Source organism: Pseudomonas sp. BIGb0164 (assembly GCF_024810135.1).
Classification (GTDB): domain Bacteria; phylum Pseudomonadota; class Gammaproteobacteria; order Pseudomonadales; family Pseudomonadaceae; genus Aquipseudomonas.
Map to the genome: position 1 here is coordinate 43,990 of NZ_JANUEA010000007.1, position 22,227 is coordinate 66,216.

General features: G+C 56.6%; 16 protein-coding genes. 3 read left to right on the forward strand and 13 right to left on the reverse strand.

What is annotated here, in order from left to right:
- The first annotated feature begins 47 nt into the window (after positions 1 to 47).
- Positions 48 to 1,511, forward strand: coding sequence for a glycosyltransferase family 9 protein (locus M2394_RS18945; RefSeq protein ID WP_259173523.1), 1,464 nt, complete (start codon positions 48 to 50; stop codon positions 1,509 to 1,511).
- Between the two features lie 4 nt (positions 1,512 to 1,515).
- Here the strand turns inward: M2394_RS18945 and M2394_RS18950 are convergent, their stop codons facing one another.
- The 10 genes from M2394_RS18950 to M2394_RS18995 form a co-directional block, all read right to left on the reverse strand.
- Positions 1,516 to 2,298: a glycosyltransferase gene (locus tag M2394_RS18950; protein WP_259173524.1), complete on the reverse strand. Its 783-nt coding sequence runs from the start codon at positions 2,296 to 2,298 to the stop codon at positions 1,516 to 1,518.
- Positions 2,289 to 3,422 carry a phosphoribosyltransferase family protein gene (locus tag M2394_RS18955; RefSeq protein WP_259173526.1) on the reverse strand — a complete coding sequence of 378 codons (1,134 nt, stop codon included), beginning with the start codon at positions 3,420 to 3,422 and terminating at the stop codon, positions 2,289 to 2,291. The genes M2394_RS18950 and M2394_RS18955 overlap by 10 nt, the downstream gene beginning before the upstream one ends.
- Positions 3,419 to 4,273 carry a histidinol-phosphatase gene (locus tag M2394_RS18960; RefSeq protein WP_259173527.1) on the reverse strand — a complete coding sequence of 285 codons (855 nt, stop codon included), beginning with the start codon at positions 4,271 to 4,273 and terminating at the stop codon, positions 3,419 to 3,421. The genes M2394_RS18955 and M2394_RS18960 overlap by 4 nt, the downstream gene beginning before the upstream one ends.
- The gene (locus M2394_RS18965; protein WP_259173528.1) at positions 4,270 to 5,298 is read right to left on the reverse strand and encodes a radical SAM protein; all 1,029 of its coding nucleotides are present in this window, start codon (positions 5,296 to 5,298) and stop codon (positions 4,270 to 4,272) included. The genes M2394_RS18960 and M2394_RS18965 overlap by 4 nt, the downstream gene beginning before the upstream one ends.
- 80 nt (positions 5,299 to 5,378) lie before the next feature.
- On the reverse strand, positions 5,379 to 6,608 hold the full coding sequence (locus tag M2394_RS18970; protein ID WP_259173529.1) for a hypothetical protein: 1,230 nt from the start codon (positions 6,606 to 6,608) through the stop codon (positions 5,379 to 5,381).
- A 28-nt stretch (positions 6,609 to 6,636) separates the two neighbouring features.
- Positions 6,637 to 6,780 carry a hypothetical protein gene (locus M2394_RS18975; protein ID WP_164488184.1) on the reverse strand — a complete coding sequence of 48 codons (144 nt, stop codon included), beginning with the start codon at positions 6,778 to 6,780 and terminating at the stop codon, positions 6,637 to 6,639.
- A 31-nt stretch (positions 6,781 to 6,811) separates the two neighbouring features.
- Positions 6,812 to 7,621: a ubiquinol-cytochrome C chaperone family protein gene (locus M2394_RS18980; RefSeq protein ID WP_092254160.1), complete on the reverse strand. Its 810-nt coding sequence runs from the start codon at positions 7,619 to 7,621 to the stop codon at positions 6,812 to 6,814.
- A gap of 11 nt (positions 7,622 to 7,632) precedes the next feature.
- Positions 7,633 to 8,268 (reverse strand): helix-turn-helix transcriptional regulator, encoded by a 636-nt coding sequence (locus M2394_RS18985; protein WP_092254351.1) that lies wholly within the window; start codon positions 8,266 to 8,268, stop codon positions 7,633 to 7,635.
- Between the two features lie 179 nt (positions 8,269 to 8,447).
- The gene (locus M2394_RS18990) at positions 8,448 to 8,816 is read right to left on the reverse strand and encodes a hypothetical protein (RefSeq protein WP_259173530.1); all 369 of its coding nucleotides are present in this window, start codon (positions 8,814 to 8,816) and stop codon (positions 8,448 to 8,450) included.
- A 103-nt stretch (positions 8,817 to 8,919) separates the two neighbouring features.
- Positions 8,920 to 9,789, reverse strand: coding sequence for a hypothetical protein (locus M2394_RS18995; RefSeq protein WP_259173531.1), 870 nt, complete (start codon positions 9,787 to 9,789; stop codon positions 8,920 to 8,922).
- A 98-nt stretch (positions 9,790 to 9,887) separates the two neighbouring features.
- Here M2394_RS18995 and M2394_RS19000 point away from each other — a divergent pair, with 98 nt between their 5' ends.
- Positions 9,888 to 10,976 (forward strand): YafY family protein, encoded by a 1,089-nt coding sequence (locus M2394_RS19000; RefSeq protein ID WP_259173532.1) that lies wholly within the window; start codon positions 9,888 to 9,890, stop codon positions 10,974 to 10,976.
- Between the two features lie 436 nt (positions 10,977 to 11,412).
- Here M2394_RS19000 and M2394_RS19005 read toward each other — a convergent pair whose 3' ends face one another.
- A complete protein-coding gene (locus M2394_RS19005; RefSeq protein ID WP_259173533.1) occupies positions 11,413 to 12,759 on the reverse strand; it encodes a phospholipase D family protein in 1,347 nt (448 codons plus the stop codon).
- Positions 12,760 to 12,910: 151 nt separating this feature from the next.
- Entirely contained in the window at positions 12,911 to 13,786 is an 876-nt protein-coding gene (locus M2394_RS19010; protein WP_310522024.1) for a helicase-related protein, read from the reverse strand.
- 301 nt (positions 13,787 to 14,087) lie between these two features.
- Between M2394_RS19010 and M2394_RS19015 the strand changes: the two genes are divergently transcribed.
- Complete coding sequence (locus M2394_RS19015) at positions 14,088 to 17,351, forward strand: hypothetical protein (RefSeq protein ID WP_259173534.1); 3,264 nt, start codon at positions 14,088 to 14,090, stop codon at positions 17,349 to 17,351.
- Positions 17,352 to 17,884: 533 nt separating this feature from the next.
- Here the strand turns inward: M2394_RS19015 and M2394_RS19020 are convergent.
- Complete coding sequence (locus tag M2394_RS19020) at positions 17,885 to 22,108, reverse strand: B12-binding domain-containing radical SAM protein (RefSeq protein WP_259173535.1); 4,224 nt, start codon at positions 22,106 to 22,108, stop codon at positions 17,885 to 17,887.
- Positions 22,109 to 22,227: the final 119 nt, after the last annotated feature.

Below are 22,227 nucleotides of genomic sequence, written 5' to 3' on the forward strand. Positions count from 1 at the left end.
CCCGTGCCATAGATATCATCGCCAGCTATTCCGGAAAGTGCGAACTGATGCCGATTTTGCAAAACCATCGGAAGTCTATGGCGCGCCTGTTGATGCGCTGCCTGGTGGACCGCCAGCTGGCACCTCGCGACCTTGCCCAACCCCTGCATATCGTGCTTCCCCGCTGGGACGCCAAACTGGGCGACGCGATCGTTTCTTCATTCTTCTTTCGCGAAGCGCACAAGCTCGGTGCCCGGGTCACCGTGCTCACCGTACCGGAGCTGGTCGACCTGCATCGGCTCGATTTCGGCGTCGACCGGGTCATCTCTGTCGCTTGCGCACCCACGCTGACCGGGCTGGGCCCACTGGTACGGGAATTGGGATCGGTCGATGTGTTTGTCCACCTAGTTGGCCGTATCCAACCCATCGAGATGCTGTTCATCCGCTTACTTAAGCCCGCCCGGGTCTACTCGCTGGATGATGCCTTGCACTGCGTCAGCGGCAAGCTTGGTGAAGCAACCGCGCAGCTCAACGTGGTCGAGCGCTATACCCGGGTCCTGCTCGACCTCGGTGCGACCCGTATCAACCGCGACTATATCGTCCCGCTTCCCGAACGACAGGACGACAACGTCGCGCACATCCTGGTCAACCCCTATGCCAGCCGACCTGATAAAAGCCTTGGGTTCGCCAGAGCGCTCTCGCTGGTCCGTGCCCTGGCGGATGTCTGGCCGCAGCACCATATTGGCATTCTGTGCAGTCCCGCCAGCCGTGCCGAGGCACTGCAGCTCGGACACGCCATCGCCCGCAGCAACGTCCGGACACTGGTCGAACTGGATACGCCCCGCGCGGTCGCGGGTTCCATCCAGCGGGCCAGAGTGGTTGTCAGTGTCGATACTGCCATCGTGCACATGGCCGTCGGACTGAAGGCGGCATTGGTCGCGATCTATCCGGCCAGCAACTCTTCCAATCCCTGGCTGCCGCCGCTTTCCCCCCATACCCGGGTTGTGTTTAGTCGCCAGGGACCACGTCAGTACCCGCACACCGGCAGGAAAAACATGAACGAATTCACTGATGTCGACGTGATTCAACCCGTCGCCGAACTGCTGCAAGAGTCGATCGCTGCGACTCTCGCAGTGGATGCGCATATCGTTTCCGGCCTGGGCGTGGCCACTGGCACCCTAGCCCGCCAGCTGCCCTTGATCAGCCGGTCTTTTCCTGAAGTCGCCGAGTGCCATCCGGGCACGCTGAACCTGCAACTGTCACGACCGTTGCGTTTGATCCATCCTCATCACCGCAGCGCGCCGCTGGCTTGGACTCCGAGAGGACGTACCAAAGAGGTGTTCGACCTATTGCGCATCGAGTTGGAATTCGACCACCTTGCCCACCGCGTGCCGGCCTGGCTATATGTCGCCCATGGCTCGCCACACCGGCGGACCCCGACAGTGCACGAGGTGATCGCGACTCGCTTGGAGCTAAACGGGGCCAAACGTTGCCGCGTGCACCTGCCGGCGCATGCGGTGGATCTGGCCTGAACCCTCAGCCGCAGCGTTCGATTAAGCGCTCACACTCTCCCAGCCAATAGCCACGGTCGGGTTCGATATGCAGGAAGATGCGTGACAGCAGAGTTTCCTCGTCGAGGAACTCGGCCACCGACTCATCGCGTGTCGCTGTCCGCTTGAACCAGGTGTTGTACAGCTTGAGCAGGCTCACGTCGCGCAGCAGGAAATCGCTCACGTCAATGTCCGTGCGCCTCATCACCGCGCAACTGTCGAAGTTGTACAGCGGTCGAAAACCCGGGTCGCATACCGAGGGCGAAATTAGCACCTGCTGGTACGGCAACCTGGCAACTATCTCCTTGATCCCCCCCGGATTGCCCCAGGCATGTGCCTCGACGGCCAGCCCGGTCGCCAGTGCCTCGGCGAGATGGACATTTCCCGGCAGTGAGGCGAATAGGCATTCGCTGTGCCAGTGCAGCCGCTCGTCGAGTCCCGTCGGGAACAGCAGCGAGGTCGGGTCGCGCAGTAGGATGCTGTCCGCGTCGATCCATGCGCCGCCATGGCGATGCACGTAGGCCATGCGGATGAAGTCGCTCCTGGCGACGATCGCCTCGATCCCCTTGTCCATGTTGAAGGTCAGCGGCTCGAAGCGCCAAACCTTGCCGAGGATAGAAGCATCTATGCAATGCTCCAGGCTGTCCGGGGTTAGCAGGGTGAAATGGTCCCCCAGCGCCCGCTGCATGGAGACCAGGGCCAAGGCGATCCACGGCGGCATGCTCTGCCCCGCCGCCGTTTCCCAGTAGCTCACGTAGTTCACACGCACAACGGGGCCCTCTTTGCCTTCACGCCGCTACTACCAAGCAGCCCATGGTCCTCCAGGTAATGCCGCAGCAGCGTCAGCGAGGGTATGCATTCGGCCTGGCGCAGGAACTCGTTTCCGAGAGCCGCCTTGTACAGCCGCAACCAATTGGCCGCCGGCACTCGCGCCAGGAATGACGGCAAGGCTTGGTAGTTGTTCGTCGAAAACAGTAGACGCAACGTGCGCAGGATGGGTTGGTAATCCACGGCTCCAAGCAGTTTGGCCAATGTGTCGTCCAGCTGATGGCTGATTTCCACCATGTTCAGGCGCTCCTCGACGGTGGCATCCGCCAGGGCGACCCGCGGATCGATGGCAACCGGGTAGATCGCCTGGAACGAGCGGGCACCGGCTAGCAGGGACTCACGCAACACCTTGTCGGCAGTCGACCCCGTCACCAGCACATCGTCGCCGAAGATGACGTGCACACCGCTCCAGCGATAGAAGTTCTCCGCGGGTATCACATGGTCCTGGACAAGATTGACCCGCTCGCGCTCTTCAGTACTCAGGCTCGCGTAGTTCTCGCAAGGAGGGGCGATGCGCGGCAGCTTGACGTTGATCAGGGTGGGCAGGCCCATATGGGCGAGCTTGACGTTTATCTCCTCAACCACGACGTCGTAGAGCACGTTGGCCGTCGAAGGCACGTTGCGCCAGCCAGTGGTCATCAGCACCACATTGTCGTTGAGCTCCCGCGCGCTGGTGAACAGCCGTGCCCAGTGCGATGCCGGGTCATCCAGCTGCCGCTCCAGATAGTTGATCACCAGGCCGGCGAGAAAACGGATGTCCTTCTGGCTGCCGTACTTGGCACGGCTGTAGATGGCTGTCAGCGCGGAGGCGCTTGCGCCACTGCTCATGTCGCGGAATCCGTTGGTGCCGTCGGGCGTCAGACAGTTCAGGGCATGACCACCGAGCACCGCGACATAGCTGTCCATATCGATCAGGTCTTGCGCAAGCAAGCCGCCAGCGAACGCGCGCAGACCTCCTTTCACGTCCTCCGCCTGCGGCCGGGCCACGGCCTCGCGAAAGCGCGCCAGCTGTTCGTCGACAGGCGCCTTGGCGAGTAGTTTCCAGTCATTCGATCGGGAGTTCACGGGACAATCCTTGTATCGGTGCCAGACGACAGGCTGAAGAAGTCTAGGGGCATGTCGATGCGTCGACGCCCTTCGAAGTAGCTGATCCGGTCCAGGCCCAGCGGTTGCAGTTCGTCGACCAAAGTGCGGATGCCTGCCCCCGCGTCCAGCGGATCGTGGGCGTCTGAACCTATGGTGAAGGCCGCGCCGTGGGCGATCAGTTGGGGCAGCAGGGTGCGTGATGGATAGCTCCAGACACCCTGAACCTCACGAGTCGAACCGGGCAACAGGCTCGACTTGCGAATGCCCGAGGCATTCAGTTCGTAGGCCACACCATTGCGGGCGAACAGCGGCAGCAGCGGTTCCATCCGGCGCAGCACTACGTCTTCCGCCACGCCGCGCAGCAGCGTGTCGGCGTGCCCGACTGCGTCGAACAGCCCGCACTCCAGCAAGGCTTGCAGATGGGCGAAATAACGGTCGAGAAAGGCTGGGGCGGACAGCCGGGCCAACTCCCAAACCTTAGCCATGGTCTCGCCCGGCAACTCGACGTAGTGGATCGAGCCGATGGCGAAATCCAGCTCGTACCGGGCCAGCATCTCGCGGTTGTAGGCATCCGCACCCGGCATGTAGTCGAACTCCAGTCCGCGTAGGATCTTGATCTTCCCCTGGTGCTTCTGTCGTGCCCGCTCAATCTCGGCGAAATAGCGCTCCAGTTCCGCCTCCAACAGGCGATTGTCGCTGTCCACCGGGAACGGCGCGTGGTCGGTGATGGTGAGGATCTTCACTCCGGCGGCGATTGACGCCCGCACCAACTCATCCACCGTACCGACGGCATGCTTGGAATAAAAGGTATGGCTGTGGGAGTCGATCATGCCGGCACCATTCGTTCTAACAGACCATCGTGATTAGCCAGTTCCTTGACCAGCCAGTAGGGGTTATTCGCCTTGCGCAGGATCTTGTGCACCAGTTCGAGGTCGTCGAGACGCGCCAGCAGGTCCCTCAGCGGTTGGCTGTAAAGGGCGCGGACCAGGGGCGTGTCGCGTACATGGCTGGCCAGTCGCTCCCAGCCAATCCGGTCAAAGTGAATATTGCCCAGGCGTTGGTGCTCGATGCCGTACAGGTAGACGTCACCATTAGGTTTCACCGTCAGGTCCATGCCGTTGGCGTGGGGAGGCGGGTTGAGGCTGCCGAGGGTGAAGCGCTTGTTGACCCGGGCTTCGATCGCGTCGATGTAGCCATGCAGATCCAGGTAACCTGGTGGCGTGTCGGCCGCTGGGTGGACGAGGTTCTTGTAGTCGATACCGAACCGTTCCTCGCCGACCACCAGCGTATCTTCCAGGGCATTGCCCGCGACGATCCCGGCGTCGAGGCCCCAGCGCGCCAGTTCCTCCCGGAGGTAGTCGCGGGTGAACTCCCGATCAGTGTCGATCGAGCGAAACGAAAAGCTCAGCCCGGCCGGTTTGTTTCGTCGCAGGTAATCCAGGCTGAAGCCATGAGCCCGCCATTTCACCTTTTCGATATGGTGGCTGTCCGAGCTCAGTCTGATATTGCAGGTGTCGCCCCGACTGACCACGATGCGATTGGTGGTGTCATAGAATTCCGCCATCTTCTCGTGGGGAAAGAAGCCGCTTGTGATGAACTCGAAACGCTTGCCGCCCTGGGAAAGCTCAAGAATCTCGTGGAAGACTCTGCCGTTGTTGAGGGGTTCGCCCTCTCCGCTGATGGAGATGCGCTTGACGTCGGGGGCGTTGATCAGCGCCGCCAGGTTCTCCCGGGCGAGGCTCGATAACTCCATGCTCATCCCCGTCTTGTGCTTGTCGGCGTACATGCAGAACGCGCAACCGATGCCGCAAATTTGGGTGATATCGATGTACAGCAGGTGGCCTTTCAGATCCATCTTTCTTGACTCGTTGCTAGCCTGCACGAGCGCACAGGCGTGGGTTGCACATGACCGGTAGTCACCGGTCGCGTGGGGCATCAGTAAGGCTGCAATACCTGCAGTTGCGGGATCTGCACGGAGTCGCGATGGACCACTGTATGCAGTACCCGATCCTCTCGGACCGCAGCCATGTCCGGGTAATCGCTGTAGTGGTCGTTGCTGATCACATAGGTCTCGACATCGAACTCCGCGGCGGCCAGCACCGGATGGTCGGCGGTGAGGGTGGGCGGCATAACCAGTACCCGGGCCTGCGGAAACATCGCTTGGAGTGCGTTGTCGCTCATATCGAGCTGGCGGCGGATGCCCGGATCGAAGACCAAAGTCACGCCATAAGTCGCGGCCAGGTGAGGCACAAGTGTCTTGAGCACCTCCAGACCGATGAAGCGCCGTTTTCCGCCCGCTTCGTTCAGGTAGCAAAGATTATTGCCATCTACCACCAAGTTGCGGATTTCGTTTTCCAGCAGGCGAATGGTGTCGCGCAGGCGGCGCTTGCGTTTTTCCTCTTCCCGTTCCAGTTTGCGCTGGTGGAATTGCCGATCCTTCAACACCCTATCCGGACTGCGTTGCCCGACACCAAAGCGGTTTTCACATTCGTCATGGGCCATCCTTTTATCGAATGAGCTTTGCGCATTGTCCAACTGGTTGATGAAGCATTCGGCATCGATGATGTCCCGCTCCGTCGCCCGCAACTGGTCATGAGTAGTTTTCCAATTGCGATACACCTCTCCGGCCACCGCCTCCCAGTGGGCGCTGGCCTTTCTGACTTCGTCGGCGACGCCCTGCAGGCGTTGCACGTCGTTGTCCAGTTGCGTGATGGTGGCCTTGGCCTGCAATGAATCGAAGCCCTGGTATCGCCGCGAATTGGCGCTCAAGCGCAGCTGCTCCCGTTCGCTTTCGCCGAGCCCGGATACCAAGCCCTCTTGCCGGCTCTTGAACTGCGCCAGCCGCTCCTGCAGGGTGCTGACCTGGCGCTCAGCCACGCGCCGTTCACTGGAAAACCAGTGCAACGGCGACCAGCCCGCCTCGGCAACGCCCTTGGCGCTGTTCAGCTCAGCGCGGCTGGCCTTGATGCTCTGTTCGACCCTGGCAAGCTGCTCCCGCGCGGCGAGAGTTTCCCGTTGCACCTGAGCGAGCCTGCTATGGTTGCTCTCCTGGTCGAATCGCTCGAACCATTCGAGGTCGGCACGCAGATTCTGGATGTCTGCATTGATCTTTATGATTTCCCCCTTGAGGGATACCAGTCGCTTGGCGTGATGGTTGCTGTACACGGTTCTCGCTCCTACTCAATCCGTTGGTTCAGGTGGCGCTCTGCGCGGCGCGTTTGCCGGAGGCATGCACGGCTTTCGCCGCAAGGTTCAGCGCGACCACCGTGGCCGCGCCAGCGGCGAAGCAGATGACGTTGGTCAGGAGAAATTCGAGAGGGGAAATCACAGGGTTCATTGACTCACTCCTTGGTCGTCTAAAGTGGGCATCAGGCGCCCAGGCGTATCCCGCATTTGCCACAGAAGTTGGCGCCGGCCGCGACTATCGCGTGGCAACCGGGACAGGTGGGTTTGAGCAACATCTTCTGGCGCATATGGCCGATCTGGATGACGCAGGGCACGGTGACCCGGTACGCCGGGCTTGCTAGGTCGAATGCCGTCCAGATCCCGGTGATGGCCCAGCCCACCGGGCCAGCCAGCACTGCTAGACCACGACCCAGGGTGCTCGAACCCGCCAGCACCACGCCACGCCCTACCAGGCTGCTCATGGTCGCGCTGGCGACCACCGCCGCCACGTTGTAGGAAGCCAACCCGGAACTACCGAGTGAAGCCAGCAAAGCCGCCAATGCCCCCGGCCCCATGCCGGGTCGGTACGTCAGTCCGCCCAGGGATTCGAACAGTGTTTTGCGGTCTTCCTCGCTCATCCGCGCCAGGGACTGGGCGAATACCTTGGTGATGATCGCCATTTCCATCTCGGCGCAGCTGGCGCTCGCCTTGTTCTTCGCGCCGACGTGCCCGGCCACATCAGCCAACAGCTCGCGGTACGGCACACCACTGCCGCCGCGGAACAGGTTGACCAGTGAGTTGCCGCCAAAGCGGGTAAGCTCCTCGGCGAAAATAGCCCGGGTCGACTCGCCGACACCCTTGTCCTTGTCGGACATCAACTGACGACAGACTGAAGATGACAGGGAGATGCGGCCCTTGCCGTTGTCGGTGATCACATCTATCAACAGGCCCACGTCGTCGGCGCTGGCACTCATCAATACATCGGCAAGATCGGGGTCGTGAATGATCGGCATCCCGGCACTCCTTATTGTTCGCTAGAAGAAGGATCGTGTGGCGTGGTCTGGCTGACCCAGGCGCCCGCTATCGCGGCCAACCACTTGCGTGGGCCGGATTTTGAAATCTCGCGCAGCATCAGCGCATCGAGCTTGAGACATGCGCGTCTACGCCACTCATCGCGGGCATTGGCCCGGGCAACTTCCGGCGAGGCACCCACAATACTGGGGCGCTGATCCGGATGGACCTTGCATTCGCGCAAGACCTTTTCCACCGGATTAATCTCTTGAAGCCGCTCTTCGGCCTCCAACTTGTGAGCTGCAACCAAGTAATCGCCACTGTTGCCGATCGCGCTGGCCAGCAGTGCCCAGTCCTGGGGGCGCATCAACAGGAAAGCAGGTGGCACCCCCAGAGCCTGGGCAAGACGCTCGATAGTGCTCAGGTCCGGGTTGGCATCGCTACCTTGCGCTGGTGATTTCAGGGCCCGCAGCGTGCTACGAGCGATGCCGGTTTGCTGCTGGATCTGCACCGCGGACAAAGGCCCGGGGCCGTCGGCATCGTGTTGCGTTTCCCGCAGCGCACCTGCGACAGCGAGAACGGAGGATAGGTTGCGGCTAAACCATTGGCCGAGCGAAACCTGAATGGGTTGAGGCGTGAGGATATTCATTGCCATCATCTCGCTATTAGATAGTGGCACTTTAGTAATATTTTTAGCGTAGCGAAAGGCCTAACTGGAGCGCTGTCACTCCATTTTTAGGATCCCCCGATGGTGAATGGAGCGTTGTCACTCCATTATTCTGTGCGTTGTCAGGGTGAAGACAACAACGGAGCTCTGTAAATCCAACGCTACGCTTTTCCCGAACGCCGGGCGTTTGCCTTTCTGAGCATTTCATCCAACTGCGCTATGAGTTCATCCGGGTCCAATTCGGTCCAGTTGCCACAATCCGCGGCCACAATCATTTCGGCGAACTCCGGGCTGTACTCAGGTACCCGGTCAGCGACCACGTCGTCGACGAAAGACGTGAAAAACCAAGCGCCCTCCGCCTCTTCACCAACAAGCCAGCCTTCGACTTGCAAGGTGGCCAATTCCCCCAAGTAAGCACCATCGTTCAGGTGTGGGTGAACGCTTAGGACAGCAGATTTGAGCGCCGACGAACTAATACCGCTTTTCGCCAACTCGACAATCATGAGTTGCAGCGAGGTCATCTCGGCCATTGGGGCCTCCGATTTAAGTTAGTGGGGGCGCAAGGGCGCAGGACGCCCCCTCGCCTCCTCCAGCAGGGTGACTTGTGAGATCGTTTCACCAAAGCAATGGTGGTCAGTCGTTCACCGGCAAGTCATACCCAATACTGAACAGAGCCTGTTCGATGCTGCGAAGTGTTTGTTGGGTTGTTTTACCGACCCGGAAAGGACTCCCAGAACAGAGAGGATGTTTTGCCACTTGGCTGAGCACGTAGCTGGCGTGCATGTTCCAACGTGCGTGATGCGACCCTGAGCGCAGGCGTTTGAACTGAAGACTTCCGATACTTGGGTTACGGCGTTTAGGTGCGAGAGCAGTGGTCGACTCTTTCGCCCCGGCCCAAGGGAAATTAAGCGCCGGCGGAACTTTCGTCAGGCATTTGACATTGCAGTATTTGACCACCAGCAATCCCAATGCAGCGGCTACCCGGCTGTCGTAGATGATGAAATCAGGGCAAAGCAACGAATAGATTTTGGTCATTCCCGAATTGAAGCGCAGCGATTGATTACGAAGAATCGGGGCGTCGGGATCATTGTCTACCAATGCTGTAGCGACATCCGAAATCATCTTTGCAAGGCCAGTCTTGTTGGCTTTCAACCATTCGTTGTTGCGGGAGGTGACACCTCCCCAGGCCATGACGTCGAGGGACGCCTGGAGGATCAACGCATCGCTGCTGCCAGCAGCGATCAAGTCTGCGCGCAGTGCGGACAGCGCCATTTCGTTGCTGGCAGCGCTAACCCCTGGGTTGAACGCGAGGCGGGTATTACCCGGGTGATTCCAGCAATACGAGGTAAACGCGCCGTACAGGCTGTTACACGACCACCGTACTCCCGAGCGACGATCAACGTACTCATGCGTGATGAGCGTGTCCGAATCAAGATGACCCGCCAACCAGTCGATGAATTCGGGGACGTGATCAAGCTTAGCGTAGGGGTGTTTAGTGTTCATGAATGCTCCTGTGGGCTGGCATATTCAACGCCCAATTGCGTGCCAGCGGGGCTATGATGCAGCCCTACTAGACACTGATTTGTCCGAGTTGAAAAATTATGCGAATTATTTCAGATGAAACTGAACACCGAGAAAAGCGGCGCAAATATTTGCGCAAGATTCTCCAACGTGCAGGCCGCGCTTTGTCGACCGAGGAGTTGCATCAAGAGTTGCTCGAATGGGCGGACGGTACCGCCAATCCGAGGACAACTCGGCGTGACCTGTTTGAGTTGAAGGCGGAAGGGTTTGTAGAAAAAGTACCCGAAGAATCAGGACAGCGACGCAGAGCGCATCGCTGGAAATTGGGCAAGGGCAGTTTTGACTTGGCGCTTTCGCCGCAAGAATCGATGACCCTTAGCGCTATTTTCCAACATGCTGAACGCTTCGGTTTCTGGATGGACACGAAAGAGCTTACAAAGCTGCGCGAGTACGCGGCCTGGGAGCTGAAGTCTCGATCAGCCCGGCATTTAGTCGCCGAGGGTCGCATCATCACTGGCACGCGGTTCACTGTGCTGGAGCATGGGCAACATGACCATGAGCACCTCAAGCTCATACAAGGTGCAATGATCGACGATCATAGCCTGACCGTGCGTTATAGACCTCGAGATGCCAACGGCGTGGAGTGCTCCTACCTTCTGAAACCGCTCGCGCTCGCGTACCAGGACAGCAACATCTACCTGTCAGCATTTGTAGCAAAGGAGACCTGGCATGGAGAGGCGCCCGATCCTGGCTTGCCAAGAGGAAAGTACAGCAGCAACGGGATTGGTAAAACCTGTGCGCTGATGTTGCATCGGATGGTGGACGTGCGGGTGGCGAGGGATGCTATCCAAGAACCTGAAGGCTATGACGTTCGCTCCATCGAGGTTCAGCGAGACCTAATTTCTGTCCACGCGAACGAGACGATAGAGTTGGTGTTGCGGTTGAAGGAGAACCTTCACAATCGCCTTACGGAAAACGCGCTTGCGGCGAATCAACAGGTCGAAAGAGATGGCGATAGATGGTTGCTGCGGTGTGAATTGCTCGACACTCAGGGTCTTAGATTATTCCTGATGAGCAATGCCGCAGACGTCGAAGTCGTGTCGCCCGCGCACCTTCGCTGTCATGTCCGCGAGCAACTCGAAACAGCGCTATCGCAGTACACGTGCTGAAATCGACTGGAAAGGCTCCCGGCATCTGGCGCAAATTTTGTACATTCTAGCCCTACGCCAATGGTGGCTGGCCAAACCTCGCGCTCGGTCAACGCCTCTATGCTAGTCCGTTTTAACGGTCCAGGGCTGAATGGATGCTAATCTGAATGGATGCTAATACAGCAGATCGTGGAGGTAATCCCTCTAAAGTCTGGAGAGTGTGCCCATTTTGGAAGCGATTGAGCGACGTAACAAACGGTTCGCATCGCAATGGTGGCATTGGTTTTTTTTGCGCCCAACCCGACAAGCCAGAAAGGAGCATTTGTCAGACCGGTGGCAACTGGACGCGCGCCCAGCAAGCAGAAGCTATCGGCCACTAGCAGACGCTCCTGCACTGAATATTTCAACTATCCGCCAAGCGATACAGCGCTTGAACGTGGCAACTGTGCTGTGGAATTCAATAAACCTTCACATCGTAGCCCAGTGCTCTCAACGCCTTGCTGGTGCGACCGTTGCGCGGTGGGACCACTTCCGGCCGGGCCCAGCCGATCACCTCGGCTAGAGAATTCAGGCCATAGCGTGGGATGCTGTAATCCCAGTCGCGCCCAGCATGGTACAGGCGCAACCAGATCTCATTATCTTGCCCTTCGTAGAGCACATGGTGGAGTAGTTTACGAACATCCCATCCCTTGCGGTTGCGCTGACGCAGGATGAGTTCGGCAAAGGGCCGCACACGTGACTCCCTGTCCAGCGTCTTCAGCTCAGGAAAGCCAAGCTCGGCGGTTGGCACTTTTATTATGTGCTCCATGGTCGCGTGGGTGTTGCGACACAGGACGGCGAATTCCTCACTAGATAATTCGAGCACCCTGTCCTGGGCCAGCAACTCACGCACCGCCGGTGCACTCTCATAAAGCGCGTAGTCTTCGTACGATGGCGCTTCCGACAAAGACTTCCACCACCTCAGTTCAACCTCCAGTGCAGCCTGCGGGTTGGCCCGATGGTTTTCGTGGAAGTCCTCGTATGGCTTGCGCTGGGCGTCACCGACATGATTGTAATAGTAACCATGCAGAAATTGATCGACATGCCAAGCACTTGGGACATCGGCACTCACCCATTTGGGTCGGTAGTCTCCCAGTTGTTGCTGAATGCTCTGCAGAATACCGAGCGTTTCTAACCACTCCTGCTTGAAATTGTCCTTCCGTCGGTCAAAGGCGGCCTTCTCTTGGACAAAGCTCGGCCCTTCCCATTCGGGATGGCTGCGCTTCTTGCGCGACTCGTCGTAGATGCCCTTGTTCCAGAGGTTGAAGCGCTCCATTTCAGCGATGTAATCCGCCGAAATAGGGATGGTTACTTCCAGTTCACGCAGGTAGTCGAAGAGGTTTTCCAACTGGTTGTCCATGCCATTGGCGAGCAACTCGTCCGCCGTCAGGAAAACTCCCGCTTCAATGTTTGTAAGCCACCCATTATCAGTATGGTTGGCCGAGCCAATATAGGCGCCGTAACCTTTCCACCAAATTACCTTGGGGTGGAAGCGGTCGGGGACAAAGCGCGTAAATACATTGTCTTTCTGATGTTTGAACAGGCGCTTAAGCAGCTCTACCGAAACGGGCACGGTGTGGTCGTAGCGCATCCATAGGTCCAGACGCAGCTTGTTAACGACGCAATGGCCGACCAGATCCTGGGTGATATCGGATGCACTACTGCCATAGGCCACCGCAGCCAACACGCCATCTACCTCGACCTCGGCCCCAGGTAATAGGTCGCGCAGGTGTACCCCGTTAATTCGATTGGCGATCAGCTTCATGTCGACTCCTTTCAACGTATTGCATTGGACAATGCGCACACGACGCTACTATATCCGTTCAATCACGAATTGAGCGGTAAGCGTCCGCCCAACTCACCTTGCGCAAGTCAGTCCGGTATCCACCGACGCGACAGCAACTGATCAATCTCACTTACTCGCTGCGTCGGCAAGCGACTGAGCGTAGCCGTGATTGGCCACCAAAAAGCCCTTCGATGTCATTCGGCCTGATTAGCTGAAGCAACCATTCTGGGCGCGTTTCAATCCAGCAGAATAATGACTGAATGCAGTCGGTAGATTTTCCGGAAAACGCACCGGTCTCTATGAGCCCTTTCAGGCTCGCCACGATTTCGTATGGAAGTCCGGATGAGGCCGCCACGCGCTCAAGCCACGAGAGCTCTTGCTTTGGAGCAAGATCGACACGCCGCTGCATAGCTGACGCCGCACGACTTTCAATCCACTCTACATCGTTCGCTTGGCGCTTACGGTACGCAGCGAAAGTCCTACGGATCATCGCTTTCGCCGGCTCGTCCGGGGCATCTTCTTCACCGACGGGAAGCCAAGCGAGGAGGTACTCCTCGTTATCCTCAAGCATTCCGAAATGGATGTGGTCGAGCAAACCCATTAGCGGATCATCAATTTTCAGGCACTGATCCGATTGAGAAAAGATCCCCTGCAACGTCATCCAATGGCTAGCGATGTTGTTCTTCGCATCGTTGATATTGATGATCTTGCTAGGGATGATTAACACGAATCCTTGGCCTCCCTCACCTGCCCGGCCCGCCCTTCCAGCGGCGTTCAGCAACTCATGGGCATCGAGTTGCTTCATCCTATCGCCAGCGACGTCCCATCGGCTGTCGCCCGCAATTAAGACAATATCACTCGGAAGATTCATGCCTCGCGTGAGGGTCGAAGTGGCGAAAAGCGCATCAATACCATCGCGCCGCTTGAACAGCGATTCATGCAGAAGACGCTCGTTTTTCAGAAGCTGCGCATGGTGGCTTGAGCGAATGCCATCTGCTGATAGCAGTCACTCTTGTCAATCCAACTAGGCTGTAACCGCTCACCTCCAGGTATTCAACGGTGCTGCGCTTACACAACGGCAATACCCTGCCGACACAACGGACGAGCGAACAGGATACTTTCACTGCATCAATGGATTGCGCCTTCCTAACGCACGGGTGAGCTGAGCTGACGGTTAGGACTCACGCGCCGTAGTTGTTGGAAAAACAGCCCCTGTTTTGGTTTGTACAAAGGCAATGCTTCTGGCAGCCTCTAAACATGGCGATGTGCCTTCATTCTAAATGCCATCCAGGCCGCAAGGAGAAAAATTGAGAGAGCCAACGGCTAATGCGCGCAAGACCTATCGAGAGTTTCGTGAACGCATCATCGACAGCTTAAAACCCCAGCAGGTGCAGGATAGCTACTCGCTCGAAGAGCCCCATCCCCTGCAGCGACTTCGCCTGAAGGTCACTGCATTTCGTGAGCATCTGGCGTGTAACGGCGAGCAAATGCTCGCGCAAGACCCGGAGGTCGAGCCTCTGTTGCGTAAGGCATTGGCCATACCTGATGAGATTCGACTACTGCCTACGAAATCGGAGAAATTGAGGCAGAATCTGATGTTTTTTCTGCCCTTTTGGCTCATGGCCCGAAGGGCTCAAGCGCTGCTTCAATCGATTGGCACCCATGAGGGGCGCAAACTGCTATTTGGGCTGCAGGTCAACCGAACCCTACCAGGCCAATACTATTTCAACCCGTCTCTCGACTTCGCGTTGCTCAGGCTGGAGGCCCCTCGGACATTCGAGGCATTGCGCGATATGGTTCACGTGGACTTCGACTTGATGCAGGCCTGCTACAGACTGGGCGTTCAACGAATGGATGAAATGGATCGCGTTGCCAAGACGCAGTATGGAGGCGCCAAAGGGGCTCTCGTGCGTGTTCTAGTGGAGCTGGGCATGATCCGCTCAACGAAAGCCCTGGAACAATTGCCGAGACGTATTGATTGGTTCTACGACGAAAACTGCCTTACTCAGGATACGCTGCGAAAATTCCGCCAAGTCGTTCAGGTGCTGGGTAATGCTGGCGCGGACCCCACGGCCATCGTGCAATTGCTCAAGTACCCCGTGAGCCGCCTCGACCCACAACGCTTATCTGCCACGCTGGCGGTCCTTAAATTAAACGGTCCCCAGCTTTCGGTGCTGATCGAGACCACCGGCGAGCAATTACTACTGGCAAAAACAGAGCAATGGACATTTCTGTGTGAAGTGCTGAGGCTTCAGTCTGCCGCCGAGATGGGCCGGTTCAGACGTTTGCTCGATTCGGGGCGAACCCCAAGCCGAGAGTTCTCGTTGGCCTTACTTGCGGCCGGTGCTGATGTCGCTGCACTCGAAGTCTGCCAGTCGCTCATTCTCTCGGTGAGCGAACGGGTTGATGTGTCGATACCTATCTCTGCTCTGCAGCGATTGCTTGCCGTCCCTCACTCGCTCACATTTGCCGAGTTGTCCAAGGCCGAGGACTACTTGATGTTGGAGCATGATCTGGAGGCCTTTCTGCAAGTGCTGGTTCAGCACGGATATGGCAGTGCAAACGATATTCTGGATTTTCAGCACTGCTACAGAAGGATCGGCGCAAACGTACTCCATCGCTGCCTGCAAATCGCCGGTACTTGTGTCGGTGCAGAAACGCCGGCGATCGTCGCACAATGGGTGGCGCAGGCTGGAGCCGGTGGTCACATTGATAGCTTTGAGTATCTGCTGCAGTCAGGAGAGTTACGTACATTCCACCATTTGCAACAGACCCTTACCTTGGCCCCACTGGGGGTTCCGATGCTGCGTTATATCCGTGAGGATCGCGGTGTCACCAACTTGCCGGCCTTGCGCAAGTGGTACTACGAAGAGGCACCAGGTATTAACGAATTGCGGTTCTGGAGTGTGCTCGATGAGATCCAAAGGGTACTCTTGGATGATGCTTTCGAACGCAAGAATTTCACATTGCTGGATGGCAACCGAGAATGTGTCGAGCGACTTATCAATCAACGCATTGTCACCTCCATTGGGGCGATTCCGTTCCCGTCCGACGAGGCGACGTTGGGGACCTACCGCGAGGCCAAGCGCATCCTGCTGGAACAAATTGTTGTCGAACTGGCTCCTCGCTTGAAGAACATGCTTACAGAGACCAACGGTGTGCTTGTTAAAAGTTTGATGGAGCATATCGATGAGCCACTTGAGCAACTTCGACAGAGAATTGCCGATCTAGCGCCTCTTCTGGGTGATCTGCTCAGCGGTCGCGGTCCTAGCGGGGCGGCTCTGAGCGATCTGGAGGCAGATCTGATAGCGATCGTATATCACACCACTTCAAGCACAATCCGTAGCCGCTGGTCTGAGGTGATCGGCCGCGAAAAAGACGTCGCCAGTCTTGTGACCGGCGCTCAATACTCGATGAACTGGGACCGAACCGAGCAGCGGCTTGATAGTGCGGTGGATTCGCGCGGTCTACAGGCGCTGTCGGAATCATTACGTTTTTCAGCATGCTTTAGCGCTGGCTACCGGGAAGACATGCACAAAGCTTGTCATGGCCTAAGTCCGAAACGGTTGGAAGATGTAGCTGCCGACGTCTGGTCGCTGGCATTGCACCTCGGTGTACTCATGGCTATCGCCGGTTCTGAACCTAATGTTCGCTACTGGTTCGATCAAGGGACTGAGACTATTACTGCGATGGCAGAGGCCCATCCGCTTGCCTATCAACATATCGAGTCACTGCATGCCCTGTTCCATGTTCAGTTGACAGATGCCCTGGATTCGCAGGAAGCCACTTTCGTCGAGGGCTTGGATGATGTTGCAGCAGGCATTCTGGCATCCCGGCTAGATGTGGGTTTCAACACTGCCTCTGCCACAGCGAAGGAGGACTTACGCAAGGCCCTGGCCAAAGCACGCCAAGTCGTCTTGAACGTTTATCAGTCTTGGACCGCAAAGCAGAAAAAACGCTTCAAGCAGAAGACTTTGAACGGCTTGCAAACTCAGATGCAGGCCATCGTCTCTAAGGCTCCTGCGGCATTCTTCGCCAAAGAGGCGACTGGTCTGTGCACGTCCTCGAATACCGAAATGTGGCAGGAGAAGAGGCATTCGCACTTGCTGGTGTTCGCTCCTGGCCAAAGGCGGCTGGCGGGAATGGCGTTACTGTATTTCGAACGAGTTCCTGCGCTGGATGCAGACAGAGATACGCTGATCATTCGCGCGATTAATCCGGTGAGAACATTCTTAGCCACGCACACCGTGTCTTCCATCGTCGATGCCTACTTCGATGTCGCTATCCGAATTGCTCAAGCAAATGACCTGGCCGCAGTCGCATTCCCCACCCCTCTGGGCATGCACTTGATGTCGAACCATCAGGACATCGAGGGCGAAATAGATAAGCGCTTCATAAAGCGTGCGACGCACTGGGCAGGGACGTTCGAGGAGGGGCAGCGTTTGCTCACACAGCCACATAGGGTGACGGCAAACTTTTATGCTTATAAGACTGGAGAGGTTCGTGTCGATACGCTTTACACCGTCTGGCACTCCAAGGAGTGCGAAAAGAAACAATTGGCCGTGACGTGAGGACCTTGCAAGCCAGGCTCCTAAACAGGCCAATCATTGATTGCCTGACTTGCGTTAGGTGAATTACGCGGACGTTGCATGGAGTCCTCGCGATAAGGGTGATCGCGTCCGCTTATAAATACGCGGACACCATCGCCCTAAATACTGGAGTTCGGTAGGTGTGTTCGCCATCCGCTTACGGGTTTGTTGCCGGCCTTACCCTTTTTTCCAGCATCGCCTCCTCGGTCAGTTGGTTCTCCGTTTCTCCCACAGACTGTTGGCGCTGATGGAATTTTGAACCAGGCTACCGGAATTCATTGACCCACCCGAGTATTCAAAAAATGATGACCTTGCGGGTGATCTCGGAGGCAGCATGTGGTTCAGTCAAAATCAGCAGCCTGGGTCAAAATCGTATCAGCGCCAAAAGGAACGCAGCGCTAGGCTGCGTTGGAAGGCTAATACTTTGAGACGGCCACTCGTATAACGCTGCGTTCGCTCGCCTCGACCATCTTGCGCGAGCAGCATGCGCCCGGTGACAAGAGTACGCCCTAGGATCAATATCCCTCACGAACCAATTTACTGTATTCGTGAACGAACTCAGGACGCAGGTAGAACCGTCGATATGCCGTTTCGATAATACTGAAGTACTCGCTCGGTTCACCCCATGTAACATTCGATAAGATTGAACTGGAAGAATCGCTGTCGGCATGATGGTCGTTGTACTTAACTATATCGCTGAACCGGAAGCCCAGCTTCGCAAGCTGCGCATAGCTTTCAATCTCTATTTGAGTGGCCGGAGATGACAAGCCTTTCATAGAGGGGTCACTTAGGTAAGCGGAGTAGGTGGCATCCCACACGACGGCCATCTGGCTATATTCGGCAAAGGCATCATGTCGTGAGGATGGCCCGCGCTCTTCACTTAGCACGTGCACTGCCTTCACGAACTCTTTGTAGAGGGCGAAATAGGCGAGCGTTGCACCGCAGTCTAGCGCGAAACGGATAGTATCCAGTGCCGATTCGGCCGTCTCCCATTGTCCACCGATCATAAAATATGCTTTTGTCTGAATACCTGCGTCCCTAAGTCGCTTAAATAAGCTCACGATTTCGGCGTTCTTGTAGTCTGCCCCCGCCTTTAGGCGCTTCCTTCGAGTTTCGTCGCCATGTTCCAAACCAAATGCCAGCATGCGGCATCCGGAAGAGACCAACTTTGCAACAAATTCATGCGTTCCAAAACTTTCCTCGTAGGAGAAAAAGTCCTCGACCCGGAAGATTCCTCGCCAGCCGAACGAACCTTGGCGCCCCTCTCGGACTTCCCGAAGGCCGTTCAGGAACGCGCTGGTCCAAACTTTGGCTTGCGCCTGTCCCGTAAGATCGTGCGTCGCCAGCGCCGAGATCTGGGGCAGCAAGTTGTCATCAATGAACTGAATTCGCAGGTCACGGTAGGAGGATGAAAGGCGCTCAAGCTCAGCTAGGACTTGCTCAACCGACCTTCTCCGTTCGCCACCGCTGAGGTCTTTCCGTTCAGTACAGAAGGCACAGTTCCAATCACACCCTTGCGACATCACAACGTGCGCCTCATGGACTGAACCGCTTAGGTCACGGGTATGTGCCGGTTCATAAACACCATCAGGTCCTTGGTAGATACGCCTGTCAACGTCAATCTCCATCCAGGATAGGTCTAGTTGCTTAGGAAGACTCCCTAGCGATTCACGGATACCTCGAAATGAAAGTATCTGACTCAGCGGATTCGCTACAAGGTGCTGTGTTGAGGGCCATGGATCAGTAGAGCCTAACGCCTGGAGGAGATCGTCCAGCGCATTAACTGCCGCCGAAGGAATCGCAAAATCCCATGCTTCACTTTCCTCATCAGACTTCGCAGAGAAGCGCCATACGTCGAGGTTCGCTGCAGGACCACCGACGATCAGTAGCGGATGGGCTGTCTTACGTCGTATCGCTTGGAAGAGCTCCATCGTGGAACGTAACGTGCTAATCACTACGTTGCAGCCGATTATGTCGTAGCTGTCAGCGAGCTCAATTATGTCATCCAGTAACTCGGGGAAGCGATGACAGTCAACCAGATGGATATCGTGCCCCTTGACCGCAAGATGAGTCCCTAACAAGCCAAGACCGAGCGGAGGCGTACTAGTAGCAGAGGCACCCCGAGATTCACCCGAAGTGACGGAAAGCGGAGGCAGCACAAGCAGAACACGCCGAACGGAACTGCGGACCTCCTTTCGTGCGGCCACGACTTCCGGATGCTCCGAGCCAGTCAGCGACTCAAAACGTACACCCGGCATTGGGCCAATTAATATACGCGATTGCGGAAAGTCCAAGACGGAAAACCGTCTCGACGCGGTCCCCTGGGAAGGATCAATGAACTCCGCACCAAAGTGAGTTAAAAACTCACGAGCAAGCCAAGGATGCCCTCCATCGGCGGTTACCGCCAAGTCGATAATACGACCTAGTTTCCGAAGCAGCGAACCGAAGTCGTCTCCCTGTGCTGCATGAGCCGCCTCCAAACGTGTGCGCAATACTGGGGAAAATGCTAAATCAAGCGCAGCCCAACGGATTGCCTCTTCCTCGTCTGATGCCATCGCCTCTAGCACAGCCAATAGCTTGCTTGTAGGCATCGTAACGCTCAACAGGGCCGCATATAGCCGTTTATCACCCCGCCACTCCTTGGTCACCGGTTGGCCTTGTAATACATTAAAAAAACTTATTGCCTGCTCTACTGCCTGCCCTTCGTAGCGCGGTCTCAAGGTGGTAAGTGCAAGAACCGTCGGCGCGAGAAGTGGATCCTTATCGATTAAATAAGCAATATCGTATGACATCATTTCCACAGTACGACATCGCTCGCTTTCCTCTCGATAGGCATCTAACTCTTGCCACAACGTCATCTCCGGTGACTCCGGCATTTCGTTTTCGAATGCGATCAACAGATCCGGCCTTACCGCCGTCAATCGGGCAAGACGGATCTGGAGTTTGAGGTCCGACGTCAGCAGCTCACGGAAGTGGAGACAGAATTCCTGCGCCAGGGATTTAGCCGAGCGGCCGAATTCGGTCGAGAAATCCGACAAGTAGAACAACAATTCTTTCCGAAGGAAGCCGTCGGACAGGATCACATCCAAGAGATTGGTCGGCAGTAATCCGGTAAATTGACTGAAAGACGACGACACTCCCTTACATGCAGCCATGTACCTCCAGCATACGTCCAACCCACCGGAATCACGGAGTGCATTTGTCTCGCGCGGATAGCCGCCAAAATTGTGCTTCAACACATTACCGATGAAGTCCGCCAAAGGTCTAAGCTGAGCAAGCAGTGTCTTGCATTCGGCGGCGTTCATGCTCTTACCGGCATCGCTCACATAGTTGAATGCCGAGCACAACTTACTCCAATCTCTGCCGATGTCGACGCGGTCAGGACTGTCTAAAAGCTCTAGCAAAAATGCTACCTCCTCCCGCCCCTCGGCCGCTTCCCTAGCCATGTTCCGTCGAACAGTCCACTGAACTGAAACTGAATTGGCCATTGGCCAACCCGTCTCAGAAAGAATTTGAAACGCACAGTCCTCCCAAGAGAACTTAACCTTGAGATGCTTTGCTAGCGAAAGGGCATCGTGTTTACGCTGACCATAGTTTTCAGCGAGTCGAACGATAGCTTCCGACAAGATATCAACATCGCTTTCCTGAGGTTCACCCGCAATTTTGCTACCTCGAAGCTCGATCAATTCGACGTTGCTAAATGACTGTCCGGGTAACTGAATTCTGAGCTCTTCAATGAGCATGGCGAGCCCCGACTGTTTGGAGCACACTAGCGGCACGCCTGCGCAAAGGGCCTCCCACCCCGTCAGACCGAAGCCTTCGTGCCATGAAGGCATCAGGGCAATGTGAGAGCTAGCCAAAAGCTTGTAATTTTCGTGCTGTTCGGGCGTGAAGATCACTGGTTCAATCGAGAACATTGCATTTTCAGCCGCCCTCCTCTCCAATTTCGACAGGAGCGAAGAACCTCCATCACTTTCCACACCACAGACAAAAAGTCGGCCTCTAGCTCGGAAGAAGCTAAGTTTGCTTTTCCTCGCCTTGTCGTATGCTCGTAGCAATGCCTCCACGGAAAGAATGCCATTCTTGATGGTGTCATCGGAAAGCCCCAACCGGCCCGAAACGAAGACCTGCAACATCCCTTCGCCAACATTCACCGGTTGAATTTCGGCGGCTCCTGGAGTCAACTGCTTTAGAAAAGGGCGCTCGTCTTGGCTTTGAGATGACTGTCTGAAGCGAGCTGCAAGATATGGCCCGACGGCAAACGTCAAGTCCGCAGACGCAATAATCATTCGCTGCTGCTCGGCACGTTGCTCCACCACCACGAGGTCATGCCCTTTCTGTCGGGCATAGGCGGCGTAGTCCATGTGGCTGATGACCGCTGACAAAACCTGAACTTTGGCAAGCCCCCCCTTTAACAACTTCGCTGTCTGAATAGCGAGATCGCCCGTCTTAACATCGTGGCCGAGGACTAAGACACCACGTACCATACCCTCCGATACATCCGAAAGGTTCTGCCGGATATCATCGACGATCGAGTCAGGCTTGAAATCATGCGGGAGAAGAACAATACCTCTAGGTGGTATGGCATCGCCGCTGGGCAGTACTTCTACAAAACAAAGGCATCGACTCCCTTTCGGAAGCACCTTAGCCATACCTAGGGCGACTCCCGTATTGAAGACGTTTAGGCCGCCCTCTTCACTACCCCAGCGCGTTGCAATAAAAACGACCATATAAGCCATGCATCCTCCAGCGTCCGTCTTAATCTCAATGGCACTAGGCATTCGCCGCCAGCGTACGTGCCTGCCAACGGAAAGAAGTGACGTTCGTAAAGGTATCTATCTTAGCGGTCCGCCCCTGA